Source organism: Ancylobacter tetraedralis (genome assembly GCF_014195655.1).
GTDB classification, from domain to species: Bacteria; Pseudomonadota; Alphaproteobacteria; order Rhizobiales; family Xanthobacteraceae; genus Ancylobacter; species Ancylobacter tetraedralis.
The window spans coordinates 177,354-195,184 of sequence record NZ_JACICD010000008.1 but is presented as its reverse complement, the minus strand read 5'-3'; the positions used below and the strand labels follow the sequence as shown (position 1 = coordinate 195,184).

Genomic DNA, 17,831 nt, shown 5'->3' with positions numbered 1-17,831 from the left:
GACCCGCACCTCAGGCGAAAACTTGTTCGTCGTCTTGCTCGTCATGGCTCCACCTTCTCAGGAGTTGGAGCCTCCGACAAACCCGGCGCGGTTCAAAAGCGCGGCATGCAGCGCTCCGATCTGCCCTGGCCTGAATCCACTGTTGGGAGTCGAGATGGGCTGGAACGTGATCTCGTTCGCTGAAAAGAACCCTGCCATTGCCTCGACCATAACCTAGACTAGCATTCAGGATCCTACGCAACTAATCGCAAAGATCAATATATTGCGCTTGGTTAGCAGCTAATAGCTCTACATGTGGTGACAATGCGTACGCCCCTACCGGTCGAGGCGGAAGCTGGCCGGGCCCAGTTCCGACCTACGCTCATAGACCAAGAATGGTCGCCCGAGCTTGCGCACCGGCACTCAATGCATGAACGGCGGTTGCTCAGTCGTGGTGATTGCCAAGTTAATGTCGTCTTTTTGGCCGGCATTTGACGAGTGCTCTTGGCTCAAAGGTGCGTAAATATCGTATTTCACTGAAGCCCGCTTTCGGGACACGGCCGTTACCGGATCAATGACGGGGGGTGGGCGCAAAGCCGCCATCCGCACGGGCGTGTCGACATGGCCGCTTCTGGCCAAGGAAGTACTGCGTATTGCAGGTCATAGATCGGCTGTTGGGCATCGGTCGCCGTCGCGTCAGTTTTAGGGATGACCAGACGCTCACATTCACCCACTCGATACACCGCATATCGATCTGCGCCGGGCCACTTGCCGGACAACCTCTACACCTACGCCGAAACACCTCCGCCTCGGCGTCGGCGGCGAACGCCCCCGGTCTCCACCCCCATGACTGTCACCGACGACTGGCCGGAATACATTCCGGTGACAGAGGCGGAGATTGCTGTCTTCGACGCGTGGTTCGGGGATATTCTCGAGGAGCTGATCCAAGGGGAATGACCGCCCGACACGAAAGGCTCTGCCATGACCGCTCCGCTGCGTGCCGCTTTGTATCTGCGCGTCTCCACAGCCCGGCAAGCCGAGCACGATGTCTCGATCCCCGACCAGCGCCGGCAAGGCGAAGCGTACTGCCAAGCTCGCGGCTATCAACTGGTCGAGACCTATGTCGAGCCGGGGGCCTCGGCGACCAATGACCGCCGGCCCGAATTTCAGCGGATGATTGAGGCGGGCACGCTAAAGCCCGCGCCCTTCGATGTCGTGGTGGTGCACAGCTTCTCGCGCTTCTTCCGCGATCACTTCGAGTTGGAATTCTATGTCCGCAAACTCGCCCGCAATGGCGTGCGGCTGGTGTCGATCACCCAAGAGATGGGCGACGACCCGATGCACGTCATGATGCGGCAGATCATGGCGCTGTTTGACGAGTACCAGTCGAAGGAGAACGCCAAGCACGTCCTGCGGGCGCAGAAGGAGAATGCCCGGCAGGGCTTCTGGAACGGTGCTCGCCCGCCGATCGGCTATCGCGTGGTCGAGGCCGAACAGCGCGGCGCCAAGGTGAAGAAGAAGCTGGAGATCGATCCGCTCCACGCCGACACGGTGCGGCTGATCTTCGATCTCGCCCTAAATGGTGATGGCCGCTCCGGTCCGATGGGCGTGAAGGCCATCGTCAGCCATCTCAACCGCAACCGGATCTACACTCGCGAAGGTGGGCGCTGGGGAATCGGTCAGCTTCACCGGGTGCTGACTCGCCGCACCTATGTCGGCGAGCACCAGTTCAACAGCCGCTCCAAGAGCAAGCAGAAGAAGCCGGAGAGCGAGGTGGTGGTGGTCGCCGTGCCGCGGCTGATCGACACCACCGTCTTCGACGCCGTGCAGGAGCAGCTTCAGGCGCGCAATCCGAAGATCGTGCCGCCGCGCGTGGTGAGCGGTCCGACGCTGCTCACCGGCATATGCTATTGCGCCCAGTGCGGCGGGGCCATGACCATCCGTACCGGCAAGAGCGGGCGCTATCGGTACTACGCTTGCTCGATCAAGGCACGGCAGGGCGACACCGGCTGTGCCGGCCGCGCCATCCCTATGGAAACCCTCGACACTCTTGTGGCGAGCCATATCGAGCAGCGCCTCCTTCAGCCCGAGCGGCTACAAGAAATCCTCGCCTCCATGCTCACGCATCGCCAAGAGCGGCTGGAGCGCCGCTGCGAGCACATAGTCGAGCTTACTAAGCGCGCCACCGAAGCCGACCAGAGACTACGCCGGCTCTATGACGCGATCGAATCAGGCGTGGCCGACATCACCGATCCCGCTCTGAAGGAACGGATCGACGGGCTCAAGGCGATCCGTGACCAGGCGCGCGCCGATGTGGCCCGTGCGCAAACCTCTCTTGCCACCTCAGGCGAGGACGCCGTGACGCCTGCCATGGTGGTGCGTTTCGCCGACATCGCTCGCAAGCGCATGCGCATCGAAGGCGGCGGCTATCGGCGCGATCATTTGCGCGCCTTGGCTCAGCGAGTGGAGGTCGGAGACAAGGAAGTCCGCATCATCGGATCGAAAGGAGACCTGCTCCGAACGCTGGCTGCCGTTTCAGGAGGGAAATCGGCGGGGCTAGGCGTGCCCAGTTTGGGACTGAAATGGCGGAGGGAGCGGGATTCGAACCCGCGATACGGTTTCCCGTATACACACTTTCCAGGCGTGCGCCTTCAACCACTCGGCCACCCCTCCAGCCGCAGGCGCGGAGCCTGTCGGTTCCTGCCGGGCGGCGACTGCGATGCAGTCGGCGAAGCTCCGGCGAGGAGGCGCGGAATATAGCGAAGCATGCCACGCTGGCAAGCGCTCTCAGCCGCATTGATGGCGGCTTCCGGTGGGCATCGCGAATTTTCTGTCCGCAAGGGGACGGCGGATCGCTCCGGCGCCCCGCTCGGGTGCCGTGCTGGCGCGAACAAGGCGCGCACGCCGCGGGGGCGGCGGCGTGGCGGGTTCGTCAGTTTGCCGCGGGCGGGGTGGTGCCGGTGATGCTGCACGTGGCGGCGTCGGCCGTAGCGCCGATCAGGTGTACTTGATCCTGGCCCTTGCTGCCCGGGACGATGTTATAGATCGCCGTACTGGCGGAGCCGACCGGCTTGCCCTTGGCGGTGAAGGCGCAGGTCACCACCGCCGAGCCGAGCGTGGCTGCGGAATTGTTGGTGACGGCCACGCCGATCACCGAGCCGACCGGGTCGGTGAAGATGTCGCCCTGCCGCAGCACGAGAGCCGAATCAGCCGCGCCTGCGGGCGTGGCAAGCGCGAGAGCAGGCGAGGCGAGGAGAGCGAAAACGAAAGCGACCGGCTTCATGCGATGTCCCCTGACGGGTCCCATGGAGCACGCGGAGCGACGTGCCGCCTATCCCTACCTTCGCGCGCGCCTGTCGCCTAGCGCGTTTTCGAGCCTGGCGCCGCCCTGCCGCTTCCGGCGAGAGGGCGCCCGGTGCAGGCCGTCCTCCATGCGGCGCTGCGAGGCGGGGGGCTTCGGGCGTCGTTCCCCGTGCCGTGGTATCGGGGTCGCGGGAGCCGCGTTAGGCGTGTCCGGCGTATGGGCGGGTGACTGCGGAGCGGCCAGCCGTTGCGGACGGCGCTCACGGAGGGCAGGGCCCGCGGGCATGGTGCAATGCGGTCTCCGTTATGGGCAGCGGCCGGCCTTTCCTGTCATGCGCATGTTTCGGCACCGGCGTGCGCTGCCTTGTGACCGCGCGGCGGCGATGGCGAGGGTGCAGCCGAGAGTGTCCTCAAGATCGGCCATCGTATTGGCATGCTCTAGACCCGGCCGTGCGGCCGGGCAGGGGCAGGGCGCGCGGGATAGACTGTCTCGTGTCGATTGTATGTCGAAAGTGTACTACAAATTAACCCATATAATTGACGCATGTGCGTTGGGTTGGTGCAATAGATGTTCAAGTAGACAATCACGAAGCGGTAGGTATATTTTGCGCCGGTTCTGGGCGTGGAGGGGTCGAATGGTTGCGGGCGGGCGTCTGTCGGGTGCGTGGCGCGGATGGGCCGGCATGGCCGGCATTTCGGCGCTGGCGGCGCTGCTGGGCGCGTGCAGCGAGGAGAACAAGTATGTTCCGCCGCCGCCGCCCAAGGTGGTCGTCGCCAATCCGGTGCAGCAATCGGTGACCCGCTATCTGGAATTCACCGGCAACACCGCCTCGATCAACCAGGTCGATCTGGTGGCGCGCGTCGAGGGCTTCCTGGAATCCATCGATTACAAGGACGGCACGGTGATGAAGAAGGGCGACCGGCTCTTCCTCATCCAGCAGGACACCTATCAGGCCAATCTCGATCAGGCGAAGGCGGACCTCGCTTCCGCCAATGCGCAGCTGGTCAACACATCGGCGGAATATCAGCGCCAGCTGACGCTCGGCCAGCAGGACTTCGCCTCGCAGGCCACCGTCGACAAGGCGCGGGCATCGCGCGACCAGGCGCAGGCCTCGGTGGATTCGGCGAAGGCCAATATCGAGATCGCCACCATCAATCTGGGCTACACCACGGTGACCGCCCCGTTCGACGGCATCGTCACCCGCCATCTCGCGGATGTCGGCCAGCTAGTCGGCCAAAGCACGCCGACCAAGCTCGCCTCGATCGTGCAGATGAACCCGATCTACACCTATTTCAACGTGGGTGAGGACAAGGTCCTGCGCATCAAGAACGAACTGGCCAAGCGCGGGCGTACCATCGAGCAGATCCAGGAAGTGCCGATCGAGATCGGTCTGCAGGACGAGGGGGTCGACTATCCCCATACCGGCCATCTCGATTACGTCTCGCCCGAGATCGACCCCTCGACCGGCACGCTGCTGGCGCGCGGCGTGTTCGACAATCCTAAGCTCACGCTGCTGCCGGGCCTGTTCGTGCGCGTGCGCATTCCGGTGGAGAAGATCGCCGACGCGTTCCTGGTCGACGACACCGCCATCGGTGCGGCGCAGCAGGGCAAGTATGTGCTGGTGGTCAATGCCGACGACGTGGTCGAGCAGAAGCAGGTGACGACCGGCCAGCTGGTCGGTCAGTACCGTGTCATCGAATCCGGCCTGGCGGCCGGGGATCGGGTCGTGATCGGCGGCATCCAGCGGGCCGCGCCCGGCGCCAAGGTGGATCCGCAGCTGGCGCCGGCCGCCCCCGCGAGCGGCGCCGCGCCGGCCAATGCCACCGCGCCGGGCACGGCACCGGCGAAACCCGCCGCGCCTGCCAACTGACGTCGATCGTCTGAGCCGGGCCGTTCGAACCCGGACCGCTCGAACCCAGCCCGCTCGAACCCAGGGCCCTGCGCCATGATTTCACGCTTCTTCATCGAACGGCCGGTTCTCGCCAACGTCCTGGCGCTGGTGTTCGTCCTCATCGGCACCGTGGCGCTGTTGAAGCTGCCCGTCTCCCAGTATCCCAATGTCGTGCCGCCCACGGTGCAGGTGACCACGCTGTATCCCGGCGCCAGCGCGCGGACGCTGGTCGACACGGTGGCCCTGCCGATCGAGCAGCAGGTGAACGGCGTCGAAGGCATGCTCTACATGCAGTCGACCAGCGCCAGCGACGGTACCTATACGCTGACCGTTACCTTCGCCATCGGCACCGATCCCGACTTCGCGCAGGTGCTGGTGCAGAACCGGGTGGCGATTGCCATGTCCTCGCTGCCGCAGGCGGTGCAGGTGCAGGGCGTGACGACGCAGAAGAAATCCACAGCCATCCTGCAATTCGTCACGCTCTACTCGCCGGATGGCAAGTATGACAGCCTGTTCCTGGCCAATTACGGCGTCATCAACCTGCAGGACGAAATCGCCCGCCTGCCGGGCGTGGGCAATGTCAGCGTGTTCGGCGCCGGCCAGTATGCCATGCGCATCTGGCTCAATCCGGACGAGTTGCAGGCGCGCCAGCTCACGCCGGAGGACGTGATCAACGCCATCCAGCAGCAGAGCCAGGAAGTCGCCTCGGGCGTGGTCGGCATGCCGCCGGTGCCCAAGGGGCAGAATTTCCAGTACACGCTGACCATTGACGGGCGGCTGAACGACGCGATCGACTACGAGAACATCATCGTCAAGGTGTCGAATGCCGATGGCGGGCGCATCACCCGCCTGCGCGACGTGGCGCGGGTCGAGCTGGGCGCGCAGACCTACAGCCAGACCTTCACCTTCAACGGCCAGGCCGCCGCGGCGCTCGGCATCTACCAGCTGCCCGAGGCGAACTCGCTGCAGGTGGCGACGGAAGTTCGCAACAAGATGGCGGTCCTCGCCAAGGACTTCCCGCCGGGCCTCGCCTATCAGGTGCCGTTCGACACCACGGTGTTCGTCAACGCCTCCGTGACCGAGGTGTACAAGACGCTGTTCGAGGCGGGCATCCTCGTGCTCATCGTCATCCTGGTCTTCCTGCAGGACTGGCGGGCGACGCTGGTACCGGCCACCACCGTGCCGGTGACGATCATCGGCACCTTCGCCGCGATGGCGGCGATGGGGTTCACGGTGAACCTGTCGACGCTGTTCGCCATCGTGCTGGCCATCGGCATCGTGGTCGACGACGCCATCGTCATCGTCGAGGGCGTGGCGCGCCACATCGAGAAGGGCCTGCCCGGACGGCTCGCCGCCGAGAAGGCGATGGACGAACTGCTCGGCCCGATCATCGGCATCACCCTTGTTCTGATGTCGGTGTTCATCCCCGCCGCCTTCATGCCGGGCCTGACCGGCCAGCTCTACCAGCAGTTCGCCCTCGTCATCGCCGCCACGGCCTTCATCTCGGCCATCAACGCCATGACGCTGAAGCCGACCCAGTGCGCGCTCTGGCTGCGCCCGCCGGTGCCGCCGGAGAAGCGCAACTTCTTCTATCGCGGCTTCAACGCGGTCTATGACAAGGCCGAGCATTGGTATGCCGGCGTCATCCGCCACATGGTGCGCGCCAGCCACATCACCGTGACGGTCGGGCTCATCCTGATCTGCGGCGCCATCTGGGGCCTCACCCGGGTGCCGACCGGCTTCCTGCCGACCGAGGACCAGGGCTATGTGCTGATCGGCGCGCAGCTGCCCGACGCCGCCTCGCTGCAGCGGACCGATGCGGTGATGAAGCAGATCTCCGATATCGCCAAGAAGACCCCGGGCGTGGAGAACGTGATCGCCATTTCCGGCGTGTCGGTGCTCGACAACAACGCCACGCTGCCCAATGCCGGCGTCGCCTATGTGATGCTCAAGGACTGGGACGTGCGCGACAAGGCCGGGCAGAACCTGCTCTGGCTCTACAAGACGCTGAACGCTGAGCTGCAGAAGGTCGACGGCGCGGCTACCTTCGTGCTGGTGCCTCCGCCCATCCAGGGCATCGGCAACGCCTCGGGCTTCACCATGATGGTGGAATCGAAGAATGGCAGCTTCGATTTCGTCGAACTGCAGAGCCTGACCGATTCCATCGTGAAGAATGCCTCCAGCCAGTCGGCGCTGCAGCGGCTTTCCACCTCGTTCCGGGCCAACGTGCCCCAGCTCTTCCTGAAGATCGATCGTATCAAGGCCGAGACCCTCGGCGTCACGATCGGGCAGGTCTTCTCGGCGGTGCAGGGCTATGTCGGCTCAAGCTACGTCACCCAGTTCAACCAGTTCGGACAGACCTTCCAGGCCTATATCCAGGCCGATTCCGAGTTCCGCCGCACGCCGGAGGAAATCCTCAACCTCAAGATCCGCACGCCCAAGGGTGAGATGGTGCCGCTGGGCACCCTCGCGGAGGTGACGCCGATATTCGGCCCGCCGCTGATCACGCTCTACAACCTCTATCCCGCCGCGACGATCGTGGGCGCGCAGTCGGTCGGTTTCTCGTCCGGCCAGGCGCTCGACATCATGGGGCAGGTGGCCTCGAGCACGCTTCCCCCCGGCACGGGCTATGAGTGGAGCGCCATGTCCTACCAGGAAGAGGTGGTCGGCAACGAGGTCTACTACGTGTTCGGCCTCGCCATCCTGCTGGTCTATTTCGTGCTGGCCGGCCAGTACGAGAGCTGGATCCTGCCACTCTCCGTGCTGCTCGCCGTGCCGCTCGCCCTGCTCGGCACGGTGGGGGCGCTCACCGGGCTCGGCGTTGCGAACAACCTCTACACGCAGATCGGCCTCATCCTGCTGATCGCGCTATCGGCGAAGAACGCGATCCTCATCGTCGAGTTCGCCCGCGAGAAACGGGCGGAGGGGCTGGAAATCATGGATGCGGCGGTGGAGGCGGCCCGGCTGCGCTTCCGCCCGATCCTGATGACCTCCTTCGCCTTCATTCTCGGCGTGCTGCCCCTGGTGCTGGCGACCGGCGCCGGCGCGGCCTCGCGCAAGTCGATCGGCATCGCGGTGTTCAGCGGCATGCTGGCCTCGACCTGCCTGGCCGTGCTGTTCGTGCCCTCGTTCTACACCGTGCTGCAGCGCTTCGAAGAGTGGCGCAGCCGGGGCAAGACGCCCGCGCCCGCCGCCGTGCCGCCTTCGGGCGAACCGCCTGCCAGCGCGCAGCCGGCGCCGTGATGCCCGCACATGCCCGCCTCAATAAGCAGCATCCCGTTGCCGTATATTGAGGCGGGGCGTCATTTTGCCGGCATTCCGGCTCCCCCGCGCAGCGTCGTGGGCCGGGCCTGCCGGTGGAGTGTCGCGCGGCACGATTCGTGCGTTCCCTTCCGTCCACAATCTGCCATCGTACGGGCGGGCGACCGTCCGTCCGCTCGGGGTTCTTTGTCCAGTTGGTGCCTATGACAATCTTTGCCAGCCTGCATCACGTCACGGCCTACAAGTATGATCGGCCGGTCACGCTGGGACCCCAGATCATCCGTCTGCGTCCCGCGCCCCATTGCCGGACCCCGGTGAAGAGCTATTCGCTCAAGGTCACCCCCTCGAACCACTTCGTGAACTGGCAGCAGGACCCCTTCGGGAACTGGATGGCGCGCTTCGTCTTTCCAGAGCCGACCACCGAGTTCCGCGTCGAGGTCGATCTCATCGCGGACATGACGGTCTATAATCCGTTCGATTTCTTCATCGAGGAATTCGCCGAGGGCTTCCCCTTCGCCTATCCCGCGGATCTGGCGAAGGAACTCATTCCCTATCTCGAGCTGGAGGAGGGCGGCCCGCTGCTCGACGCCTATGTCGAGCAGGTGCGGCCGAACGGCCCGGTCACCACGATCGACTTCCTGGTCGAGCTGAACCGCACGCTGCAGCAGAAGGTCGGCTACCTCATCCGCCTGGAACCGGGCGTGCAGAAGCCCGACGAGACGCTGGCGCTGGCCTCCGGCTCCTGCCGCGATTCCGGCTGGCTGCTGGTGCAGATCCTGCGCCGGCTCGGCCTCGCCGCGCGCTTCGTCTCCGGCTACCTCATCCAGCTCAAGCCCGACGTGAAGGCGCTGGACGGGCCGACCGGCACCGAGGTCGACTTCACCGACCTGCACGCCTGGTGCGAGGTCTACCTGCCCGGCGCGGGCTGGATCGGCCTCGACCCCACTTCGGGCCTTCTGTGCGGCGAGAGCCACCTGCCGCTCTGCGCCACCCCGAACTACACCTCTGCCGCCGCCATCACCGGCGGCTACACGGCCACCGAGGACACCAAGACCGAGTTCGACTTCATCATGCGCGTGACGCGCGTGGCGGAGAAGCCGCGGGTCACGCTGCCCTTCTCGGATGATGCCTGGGCGGCGCTGGACGCGCTCGGCGACAAGGTCGACGCCGATCTCGCGGCGCAGGATGTCCGCCTCACCATGGGCGGCGAGCCGACCTTCATCTCGATCGACGACTACCAGGGCGCGGAGTGGAACACCTCCGCCGTCGGGCCCACCAAGCGCATGCGCGCCGACGACCTGATCCGCCGCCTGCGCCGGCGCTTCGCCCCCGGCGGCATGATGCATTACGGCCAGGGCAAGTGGTATCCCGGCGAGAGCCTGCCGCGCTGGACCTTCTCGCTCTACTGGCGCAAGGACGGTCGGCCGATCTGGCGCGATCCCAACCTGATCGCCACCGAGAATCTTGCCGGCGCGGGGCCGGAGGAGGCGCGCGTCTTCACCGAGGGCCTCGCCGAGCGCCTCGGCCTCGCGCCGGGCTATGTCGAACCCGCCTATGAGGATCCCGCCCACTGGATCCTCAAGGAGGGCGACCTGCCGGTGAATGTGGACCCGCTCGATTCCAAGCTGGAGAGCCCGGAGGACCGTGCGCGGATCGCCCGCGTGTTCGAGCGCGGCCTTGGCCGGCCGACCGGCTATGTGCTGCCGGTGCAGCGCTGGCAGGCGCGGGCGCAACGCGGCTGGGTCAGCGAGAAATGGCGCTTCCGCCGCGGCAAGCTGTTCCTCATGCCGGGCGATTCGCCGGTCGGCTTCCGCCTGCCGCTGGCCGCGCTGCCCTGGGTGCCGCCCGCGGCGTACCCTTACGTCAATCCCGCCGACCCCATGACGATCACCGGCGAGTTGCCGGATGTCGAGACGCTGCACCAGCTCTATCGCCGCACCTCGACCGAGGACGGCCATACCGAGCAGGTCGACCAGGTGCTGACCGGCACCGGGGCGGTGCGCACGGCGCTGACGATCGAGCCGCGCGATGGCCGGCTCTGCGTATTCATGCCGCCGACCGAGCGACTGGAAGACTATCTCGAACTGCTCGCCGCCATCGAGGTGACGGCGGGCGACCTCGGTATGCCGGTGCATATCGAGGGCTATACGCCCCCGGTCGATCCGCGGCTCAATGTCATCCGCGTCGCGCCCGATCCCGGCGTGATCGAGGTGAACGTGCATCCGGCCGCGAACTGGAAGACCTGCGTCGAGATCACCCGCGACCTCTATGAGGAAGCGCGGCTGTCGCGGCTCGGCACCGAGAAGTTCATGGTGGACGGGCGCCACACCGGCACGGGCGGCGGCAATCATGTGGTGGTGGGCGGCGCCACTCCGGCGGACAGCCCGTTCCTGCGCCGGCCCGACCTGCTCAAGAGCCTGGTGACCTACTGGCAGCGACACCCATCGCTGTCCTTCCTGTTCTCGGGTCTGTTCATCGGTCCGACCAGCCAGGCGCCGCGCATCGACGAGGCACGGCACGATTCGCTTTATGAGCTCGAAATCGCCATGGCCAACGTGCCGGCGCCGGGCAAGGGGCAGACGCCCCCTCCCTGGCTGGTCGACCGGCTGTTCCGCAATCTGCTGACCGACGTCACCGGCAACACCCATCGCTCGGAAATCTGCATCGACAAGCTGTTCTCGCCGGACGGGCCGACCGGCCGACTGGGCCTGGTCGAATTCCGCTCCTTCGAGATGCCGCCGGACTGGCGCATGAGCCTCGCCCAGCAATTGCTGCTGCGCGCGCTCATCGCCTGGTTCTGGCGCGAGCCGCAGGAGGGCTCGCTGGCCCGCTGGGGCACGGCGCTGCACGACCGTTTCATGCTGCCGCATTATGTGTGGGCCGATTTCCTCGATGTGCTGCACGATCTCGGCCGCGCCGGCTACCGGGTCGATCCGAGCTGGTTCGAGGCGCAGCGTGAGTTCCGCTTCCCCTATTTCGGCCAGGTCGAGCATGGCGGCGTGACGCTGGAACTGCGCCAGGCGCTGGAGCCGTGGCATGTGCTGGGCGAGGAAGGGGCGGTCGGCGGCACGGTGCGCTTCGTCGATTCCTCGGTCGAGCGCCTGCAGGTGAAGGTGGAGGGGCTGAACCCGATCCGCCACATCATCACCTGCAACGGCCGGCGCCTGCCGCTGGGGCCCACCGGGCGGTTCAGCGAGTTCGTCGCCGGCGTGCGCTTCAAGGCGTGGCAGCCCGCCTCGGGCCTGCACCCCACCATTCCGGTGCACGCGCCGCTGACTTTCGACATCGTCGACCTGTGGTCCAACCGCTCGCTGGGCGGCTGTGTCTACCATGTGGCGCATCCGGGCGGGCGGAACTACGACACGTTCCCGGTGAATTCCTACGAGGCGCAGGCGCGCCGTCTGGCGCGCTTCCAGGATTATGGCCACACGCCGGGCTATCTGTTCGTGCCGCCCGAGGAGCCGTCGTCGGAATTCCCGGCCACGCTCGACCTCCGACGACCGGCCCGGGTCTGACCCGGGCGATGGAGGGAGCCCGCGCGCATCGAGTGGTGGACCGCGACGCCGGCGCGGTCACGAGCGGGTTGCCTCGGTGGGTCTCGGGCGCGCATAGAGGTCGGCATGCCCAGACGCAGTGAGCCACAGGCGCGCACACGCCGCTTCGAGGAAGAGGCGGTCGAGGCGCTGTTGGCGGGGTACAAGACGCTGCCTGGCGTGCATGACGAACTCGTGGATGCCGAGGGGCACCCGCGCGCGCACTGGCATTCCATGCTCGCGGCGCTCGCCGAGATGGGCGTGGAGGAGGTCAATCGGCGCTTCCAGGCGGCTGACCGGCACCTCTACCGCTCCGGCGTGTTCTACCGCGTCTATGACGATCCCAATGGCGGCGAGCGTCCCTGGCCGCTGTCGCATCTGCCGCTCGTCATCGACGAGCGCGAATGGCAGGCGCTGGAGCGCGGCCTGATCCAGCGCGCCCAGCTGGTCGAGGGCGTGCTGGCGGATATCTATGGCGATGGCCAGCTGGTGCGCTCGGGCGCGCTGCCGGCCGCCGCCATCGCCGGCTCACCGGATTTCCTGCGCCCGATGGTCGGCGTCGACCCGAATGGCGGCACTTTCCTGCGCATCTATGCCGCCGATGTCGGGCGCGGCCCGGACGGGAGCTGGTGGGTGGTGTCGGACCGCACCCAGTCGCCGTCCGGCGCGGGCTATGCGTTGGAGAACCGCATCGCCATCGGCCGCGCGCTGCCCGATCTCGCCCGTTCGCTGAACGTGGTGCGGCTGGCGAGCTACTTCCAGGCGATGCGGGCCGGGCTGACACGGCTGGACCGCTCGGGCGAGGGGCGGGTGGGGCTGCTCACGCCCGGCCCGCTGAACGAGACCTATTTCGAGCACGCCTATCTCGCGCGCTATCTCGGCTTCGTGCTGCTGGAGGGCGAGGACCTCACGGTGCGCGACAATGTGGTGTTCGTGCGCACGGTGGCCGGCCTGAAGCGGGTGGACGTGCTGCTGCGCCGCCTCGATTCCGATTATGCCGACCCGCTGGAGCTCAATTCGCGCTCGCGGCTCGGCATTCCCGGGCTGGTGCAGGCCATCCGCTCCGGCGGGGTGGCGGTGGTGAACGCCGTCGGCGTCGGCGTGGTGGAGGCGCCCGCGCTGATGGGCTTCCTGCCCAAGCTCGGCCAGCGCGTGCTGGGCGAGGCGCCGATCCTGCCCAATGTCGCGACCTGGTGGTGCGGCCAGAAGGCCGAGCGCGAACGCGTGCTCGACAGTTTCGAGGACCTCGTCATCTCGCCGGCCTTCCAGCGCACGCTGCCCGGCCTGCTCGACAAGGGCTCGGTGATCGGCGCCGATCTCGACCGCGCCCACCGTGCCCGCATCAAGGCGGCGATCCGCACGCGCGGGGTGGACTTCGTCGGCCAGGAGGCGGCGCGCCTGTCCACCATGCCGGTCTGGTGCAACGGCAAGCTGCAGCCGCGCCCGTTCATCCTGCGCATTTTCCTCACCGCGACCGAGACCGGCTGGAAGGTGATGCCCGGCGGTTTCTGCCGGGTGTCCGACAGCCTGGACGCGCGCGCCGTCACCATGCAGAGCGGCGGGCGCTCGACGGATGTGTGGGTGCTCGACGCTGGCCCGACCGAGCAAACCTCGCTGCTGCCAGCGGTGGACCGGGTGGAGATCAAGCGCCAGACCGGCCCGCTGCCGAGCCGGGCGGCGGATAATTTCTTCTGGCTCGGGCGCTATATCGAGCGGGCCGAGACGACGCTGCGGCTGCTGCGCACGCTGATGGGCCGGCTGTCCTCCTCGCTGGAGGGCGGGGGATCCTCGCTCGGCGGGCTGGTGAGCCTGCTGCAGCTCTGGGGCGCGATGCCGGCGGATCTCGCCACCACCAAGCCGGCGCGGCATGCGCTGGCCGCCCTGACGCGCCGCGACCTTAACGGTTCTCTGCCCAACATCATCGAGGCGGCGCGCCATACCGCCTCGGTCATTCGCGACCGCCTGTCGCCGGATGCCTGGCGCACGCTCGCCGACCTCTCGCTGATGATGGCCGAGCCGGTGCCCGCCGCCACCGCCGAGCCGGACGCCTATGAGCGTTCCGACCGCGCGCTCCGGGCGCTCGCCGCCTTTTCCGGCCTCGCCTCGGAAAACATGAACCGGCTTGCCGGCTGGCGCTTCCTCGATCTCGGCCGGCGCATCGAGCGGGCCATCGCCACCTGCCGCTTCGCCCGCACGCTGGCCGGCGAAGCGCCCACCGCCGGCGCGCTCGATGTGCTGCTGGAACTGTGCGACAGCCAGATCACCTACCGCTCGCGCTATGTGATGGTGGAGAGCCGCGCGCCGGTGCTCGACCTGGTGCTGCTGGAATCGGTCAATCCACGCTCGCTGGCCTACCAGATCGACGCCATCATGGCGCATCTCGACCAGTTGCCGGGTCATCTGGGGGATGAGCCGCCCCCGCCGGAAGAGCGGCTCGCCGCCCGCCTCGTCGCCTCGATGAGGGCGTTCGACGCGCTCGACTTCGACGACGCGCGCCTGCGCGAGATCGAAGGCCAGCTGATGGAACTGTCGAACGACGTCGCCGAGCGTTATTTCATCCATCGCCAGCCGGTGGAAACACCGTGGGATCTGGTGTCGTGAGGCGGGCGCCATGATCTACGACATTCACCAGACCACGGCCTATTCCTATGCCCATGCCGTGCCGGTCGCCCGCCATGTGGTGCGCATGGTCCCGGTCGCCCGGCCGGGCCAGCGGGTGGTGGCGAGCCATTTCGCGGTCGAGCCCGAGCCGGTGGAGTGGATCGAAACGCGCGATTTCTTCGGCAATACGGTGGTGCATATCCGCATCGAGACGCCGCATACCCAATTCCGGGTGCGCACGCGGGCTCGGGTGGAGGTGACGGCGGGGCCGGCGCTCGATCCCGCCGCTTCGCCGGCCTGGGAGGCGGTGCGCGAGGCGGCCTCGTCCTGCCTCGATCCCGGCCCGAACTCGCCGGCGCACCACATGTTTCCCAGCCCTGCCGTGCCGCTGAGCCCGGCCATTACCGACTGGACCGCGAAGAGCTTCCCGGCCGGCCGGCCGATGCTGGCCGGCGCCATCGACCTGATGCGCCGGATCTACGCCGACTTCACCTACGATCCGCGCGCGACGGACGTCACCACGCCGGCGCTGGAGGCGTTCAACCTGCGGGCCGGCGTGTGCCAGGACTTCGCCCATATCATGATCGCCGGGCTGCGCGGGCTCGGGCTGCCGGCCGCCTATGTCTCGGGCTTCCTGCGCACCGAGCCGCCGCCCGGCAAGGAGCGGCTGCAGGGCGCGGACGCGACCCATGCCTGGGTGTCGGTGTGGTGCGGGGAAGAGGATGGCTGGCAGGGGCTCGATCCGACCAATGCGCTGATCGTGGCGACCGACCATGTCGTGCTGGCCAATGGCCGCGATTATAGCGACGTGGCGCCGATCGGCGGCGTGCTGATCGGCTCGGGCAAGCAGAAGCTCTCGGTCGAGGTCGACGTCATCCCGATGCCCGATGCCTCGCCCGCCCGAGAGCCCGAGCCGGACTGACGTGCCGGACTGACGTGCCGGACTGACGTGCCGGACCGATGCGCCGTCGCGACAGGACCGGCCGGGCGGGTTAGGAACAACGCTCGCGTCGCCACGCGATTCGGCGCGGGGATCAACGGGGGCACCACCGACCCATGACCGAGGCCGTCAAGGATGCCGCCCCCGTGCGGGGCCCCGATGCCGAGGACGGCTTCCTCGCCAGCCTCGCGGTTTATCTGCGCCCGCGTGTGCTCATCGTCATCCTGCTCGGCTTTTCCTCCGGCCTGCCGCTGGCGCTTTCCGGTGCGACGCTGACCATCTGGATGGCGGAAGCCAAGGTGAACCTCACCACGATCGGCCTGTTCGCGCTGGTCGGCGTTCCCTACAATTTCAAGTTCATCTGGGCGCCGCTGGTCGATGCGCTGGACGTGCCGCTGCTCGGGCGCTGGCTGGGGCGGCGGCGTGGCTGGCTGGTGTTCACGCAAGGTTTGCTGGCGCTCGCCGTGGTGTGGCTGGGCTTCCAGGACCCGGTATTGTCGCCCTGGCATGTCGCGCTCGGCGCTTTCCTCGTCGCCTGCGCCTCGGCGACGCAGGATATCGTGGTCGATGCCTTCCGCGTGGAGAGCCTGGAGACGCGCGAGCAGGCGGCCGGCATGGCCGGCTATGTCGCGGCCTATCGCGTGGGCATGCTGGCTTCGGGCGCCGGCGTGGTGCTGCTGGTCGCGTGGTTCGAGACGATCGGCGTCGCGCGGGCGAATGTGTGGGCCTATGGCTACATCGCCGCCGCGCTGATGGTGAGCGTCGGCTTCATCGCCACGCTACTGGCCAAGGAGCCGGCGGGCGGGCCGGTGAGTTCCAATGATGTGGGCGTGTTCGCGCGCATCGGCGAGACGGCGGTCGGCGCCTTCGGCGAGTTCTTCTCGCGCCGCAGCGCGGTGGCCGTGCTCGGCTTCGTGGTGTTCTTCAAGTTCTGCGATGCCTTTGCCGGGGTTCTGACCGGCGCCTTCGTCATCGATATCGGCTTCGACAAGGCGGCCTATGCCGGCATCGTCAAGGGCGTGGGCTTCGCCGCCGCGCTGCTTGGCGGCTTCGCCGGCGGGATGATCGCCCGCGCGCTGCCGCTGGTGACGAGCCTGTGGATCGCCGGCATCCTGCAGATGGCGTCGAACCTCGTGTTTTCCTGGCAGGCGTGGATGGGGGTGGATCTCGGCGCGCTGACGCTGACCATCATCATCGAGAATTTCACCGGCGCGATCGGCACGGTGATCTTCGTCGCCTATATCTCCGCGCTGTGCGGCGACCGGGCGCACACCGCCACGCAATATGCGCTTCTCACCGCGCTGGCGGCGGTGGGGCGCACCTTCCTGGCCTCCACCGCCGGTTTCGTGGCGGCGCAGACGGGGTGGATGGTGTTCTTCGCCGTGACCGCGCTGGCCGCCCTGCCGGGGCTCGGCATCCTCGCCTATCTGCAGGCGCGCGGGCATTTTCGCGAGCTGGCGGCGCGCAAACCCTGAGAGGATCAGAGGCTGGTGCGCGACTTGATGGCCGCCGACAGCGTGCCCTCGTCGAGATATTCCAGCTCGCCGCCCACCGGCACGCCATGGGCGAGGCGGGTAACGCGCACACCGCAATCGCGCAGCAGCTCGGTGATGTAATGGGCGGTGGTCTGCCCGTCGACGGTGGCGCCCAGCGCCAGCAGCACTTCCTGCACCGTGCCGTCATGGGCGCGGGCGATGAGCGAGGCGAGGTTGAGATCGTCCGGCCCGATGCCGTCGAGTGGGGAAAGTGTGCCGCCCAGCACGTGGTAGCGCGCGTTCAGCGCGCCGGCCCGCTCCAGCGCCCAGAGATCGGAGACGTCGGCGACGACGATGAGGAGATTGGGATCGCGCGTCACGTCGGTGCAGATCGAGCAGGGGTCGCGCACGTCGATATTGCCGCAGACCCGGCAGGTCGCGATCTTGCCGAGCACATCCTCGAAGGCGCTCGCCAGCGGGCCCATCAATTGCTCGCGCTTCTTGATGAGGTGCAGCGCCGCCCGCCGCGCGGAGCGGGGCCCGAGCCCCGGCACGCGGGCGAGAAGCTGGATCAGGCGTTCGATCTCGGGACCGGCAACGGCACGGGGCATGGCGTCCTCACGGCCGGCAGGCGCGCCGGCGGAATGTGCCGGTCTAGCGCAGCCTGCCGCGCCGCGCCACGGGCGGAGCCGTGCGCCGCGATCACATCGGCGCCTATCGGGTCGAGGGCGTCGCATCGATGGCGATCCTCGGCAGGGATCGCTTCCGCGGGGACCGCTTCGGCAGCATTCACATCGGCGCGGCGGCCATCCGGTTTCGCTCGACACCCGGGAGGGGGGTTGCTAAC

At 67.4% G+C, this 17,831-nt stretch carries 9 protein-coding genes, 1 tRNA gene and 1 pseudogene; 8 read left to right on the top strand and 3 right to left on the bottom strand.

Annotated elements, in window-relative coordinates:
• Both FHS55_RS23255 and FHS55_RS19080 read left to right on the top strand, forming a co-directional pair.
• Nucleotides 1-217: hypothetical protein (locus FHS55_RS23255; RefSeq protein ID WP_210287065.1), on the top strand; the 217-nt coding region annotated here is incomplete at its 5' end.
• A gap of 743 nt (nucleotides 218-960) precedes the next feature.
• Nucleotides 961-2,592: pseudogene (locus tag FHS55_RS19080) on the top strand (recombinase family protein); the annotation flags it as partial.
• Here the strand turns inward: FHS55_RS19080 and FHS55_RS19075 are convergent.
• Both FHS55_RS19075 and FHS55_RS19070 read right to left on the bottom strand, forming a co-directional pair.
• Nucleotides 2,563-2,652 (bottom strand) — tRNA-Ser (locus tag FHS55_RS19075). The pseudogene FHS55_RS19080 and the gene FHS55_RS19075 overlap by 30 nt on opposite strands.
• 259 nt (nucleotides 2,653-2,911) lie before the next feature.
• Entirely contained in the window at nucleotides 2,912-3,262 is a 351-nt protein-coding gene (locus FHS55_RS19070; protein WP_183191375.1) for a hypothetical protein, read from the bottom strand.
• A gap of 703 nt (nucleotides 3,263-3,965) precedes the next feature.
• Between FHS55_RS19070 and FHS55_RS19065 the strand changes: the two genes are divergently transcribed.
• From FHS55_RS19065 to FHS55_RS19040, 6 genes are all read left to right on the top strand, one after another.
• On the top strand, nucleotides 3,966-5,153 hold the full coding sequence (locus tag FHS55_RS19065; RefSeq protein ID WP_246340281.1) for an efflux RND transporter periplasmic adaptor subunit: 1,188 nt from the start codon (nucleotides 3,966-3,968) through the stop codon (nucleotides 5,151-5,153).
• Nucleotides 5,154-5,228: 75 nt separating this feature from the next.
• The gene (locus FHS55_RS19060) at nucleotides 5,229-8,417 is read left to right on the top strand and encodes an efflux RND transporter permease subunit (RefSeq protein WP_183191373.1); all 3,189 of its coding nucleotides are present in this window, start codon (nucleotides 5,229-5,231) and stop codon (nucleotides 8,415-8,417) included.
• Between the two features lie 221 nt (nucleotides 8,418-8,638).
• On the top strand, nucleotides 8,639-11,950 hold the full coding sequence (locus FHS55_RS19055; RefSeq protein ID WP_183191372.1) for a transglutaminase family protein: 3,312 nt from the start codon (nucleotides 8,639-8,641) through the stop codon (nucleotides 11,948-11,950).
• 105 nt (nucleotides 11,951-12,055) lie between these two features.
• Entirely contained in the window at nucleotides 12,056-14,569 is a 2,514-nt protein-coding gene (locus FHS55_RS19050) for a circularly permuted type 2 ATP-grasp protein (protein ID WP_183191371.1), read from the top strand.
• A gap of 10 nt (nucleotides 14,570-14,579) precedes the next feature.
• Nucleotides 14,580-15,491 (top strand): transglutaminase family protein, encoded by a 912-nt coding sequence (locus tag FHS55_RS19045; RefSeq protein ID WP_183191370.1) that lies wholly within the window; start codon nucleotides 14,580-14,582, stop codon nucleotides 15,489-15,491.
• Nucleotides 15,492-15,625: 134 nt separating this feature from the next.
• A complete protein-coding gene (locus FHS55_RS19040) occupies nucleotides 15,626-16,984 on the top strand; it encodes an AmpG family muropeptide MFS transporter (RefSeq protein ID WP_183191369.1) in 1,359 nt (452 codons plus the stop codon).
• A 5-nt stretch (nucleotides 16,985-16,989) separates the two neighbouring features.
• Here the strand turns inward: FHS55_RS19040 and recR are convergent, their stop codons facing one another.
• On the bottom strand, nucleotides 16,990-17,595 hold the full coding sequence (gene recR, locus FHS55_RS19035; RefSeq protein WP_183191368.1) for a recombination mediator RecR: 606 nt from the start codon (nucleotides 17,593-17,595) through the stop codon (nucleotides 16,990-16,992).
• Nucleotides 17,596-17,831: the final 236 nt, after the last annotated feature.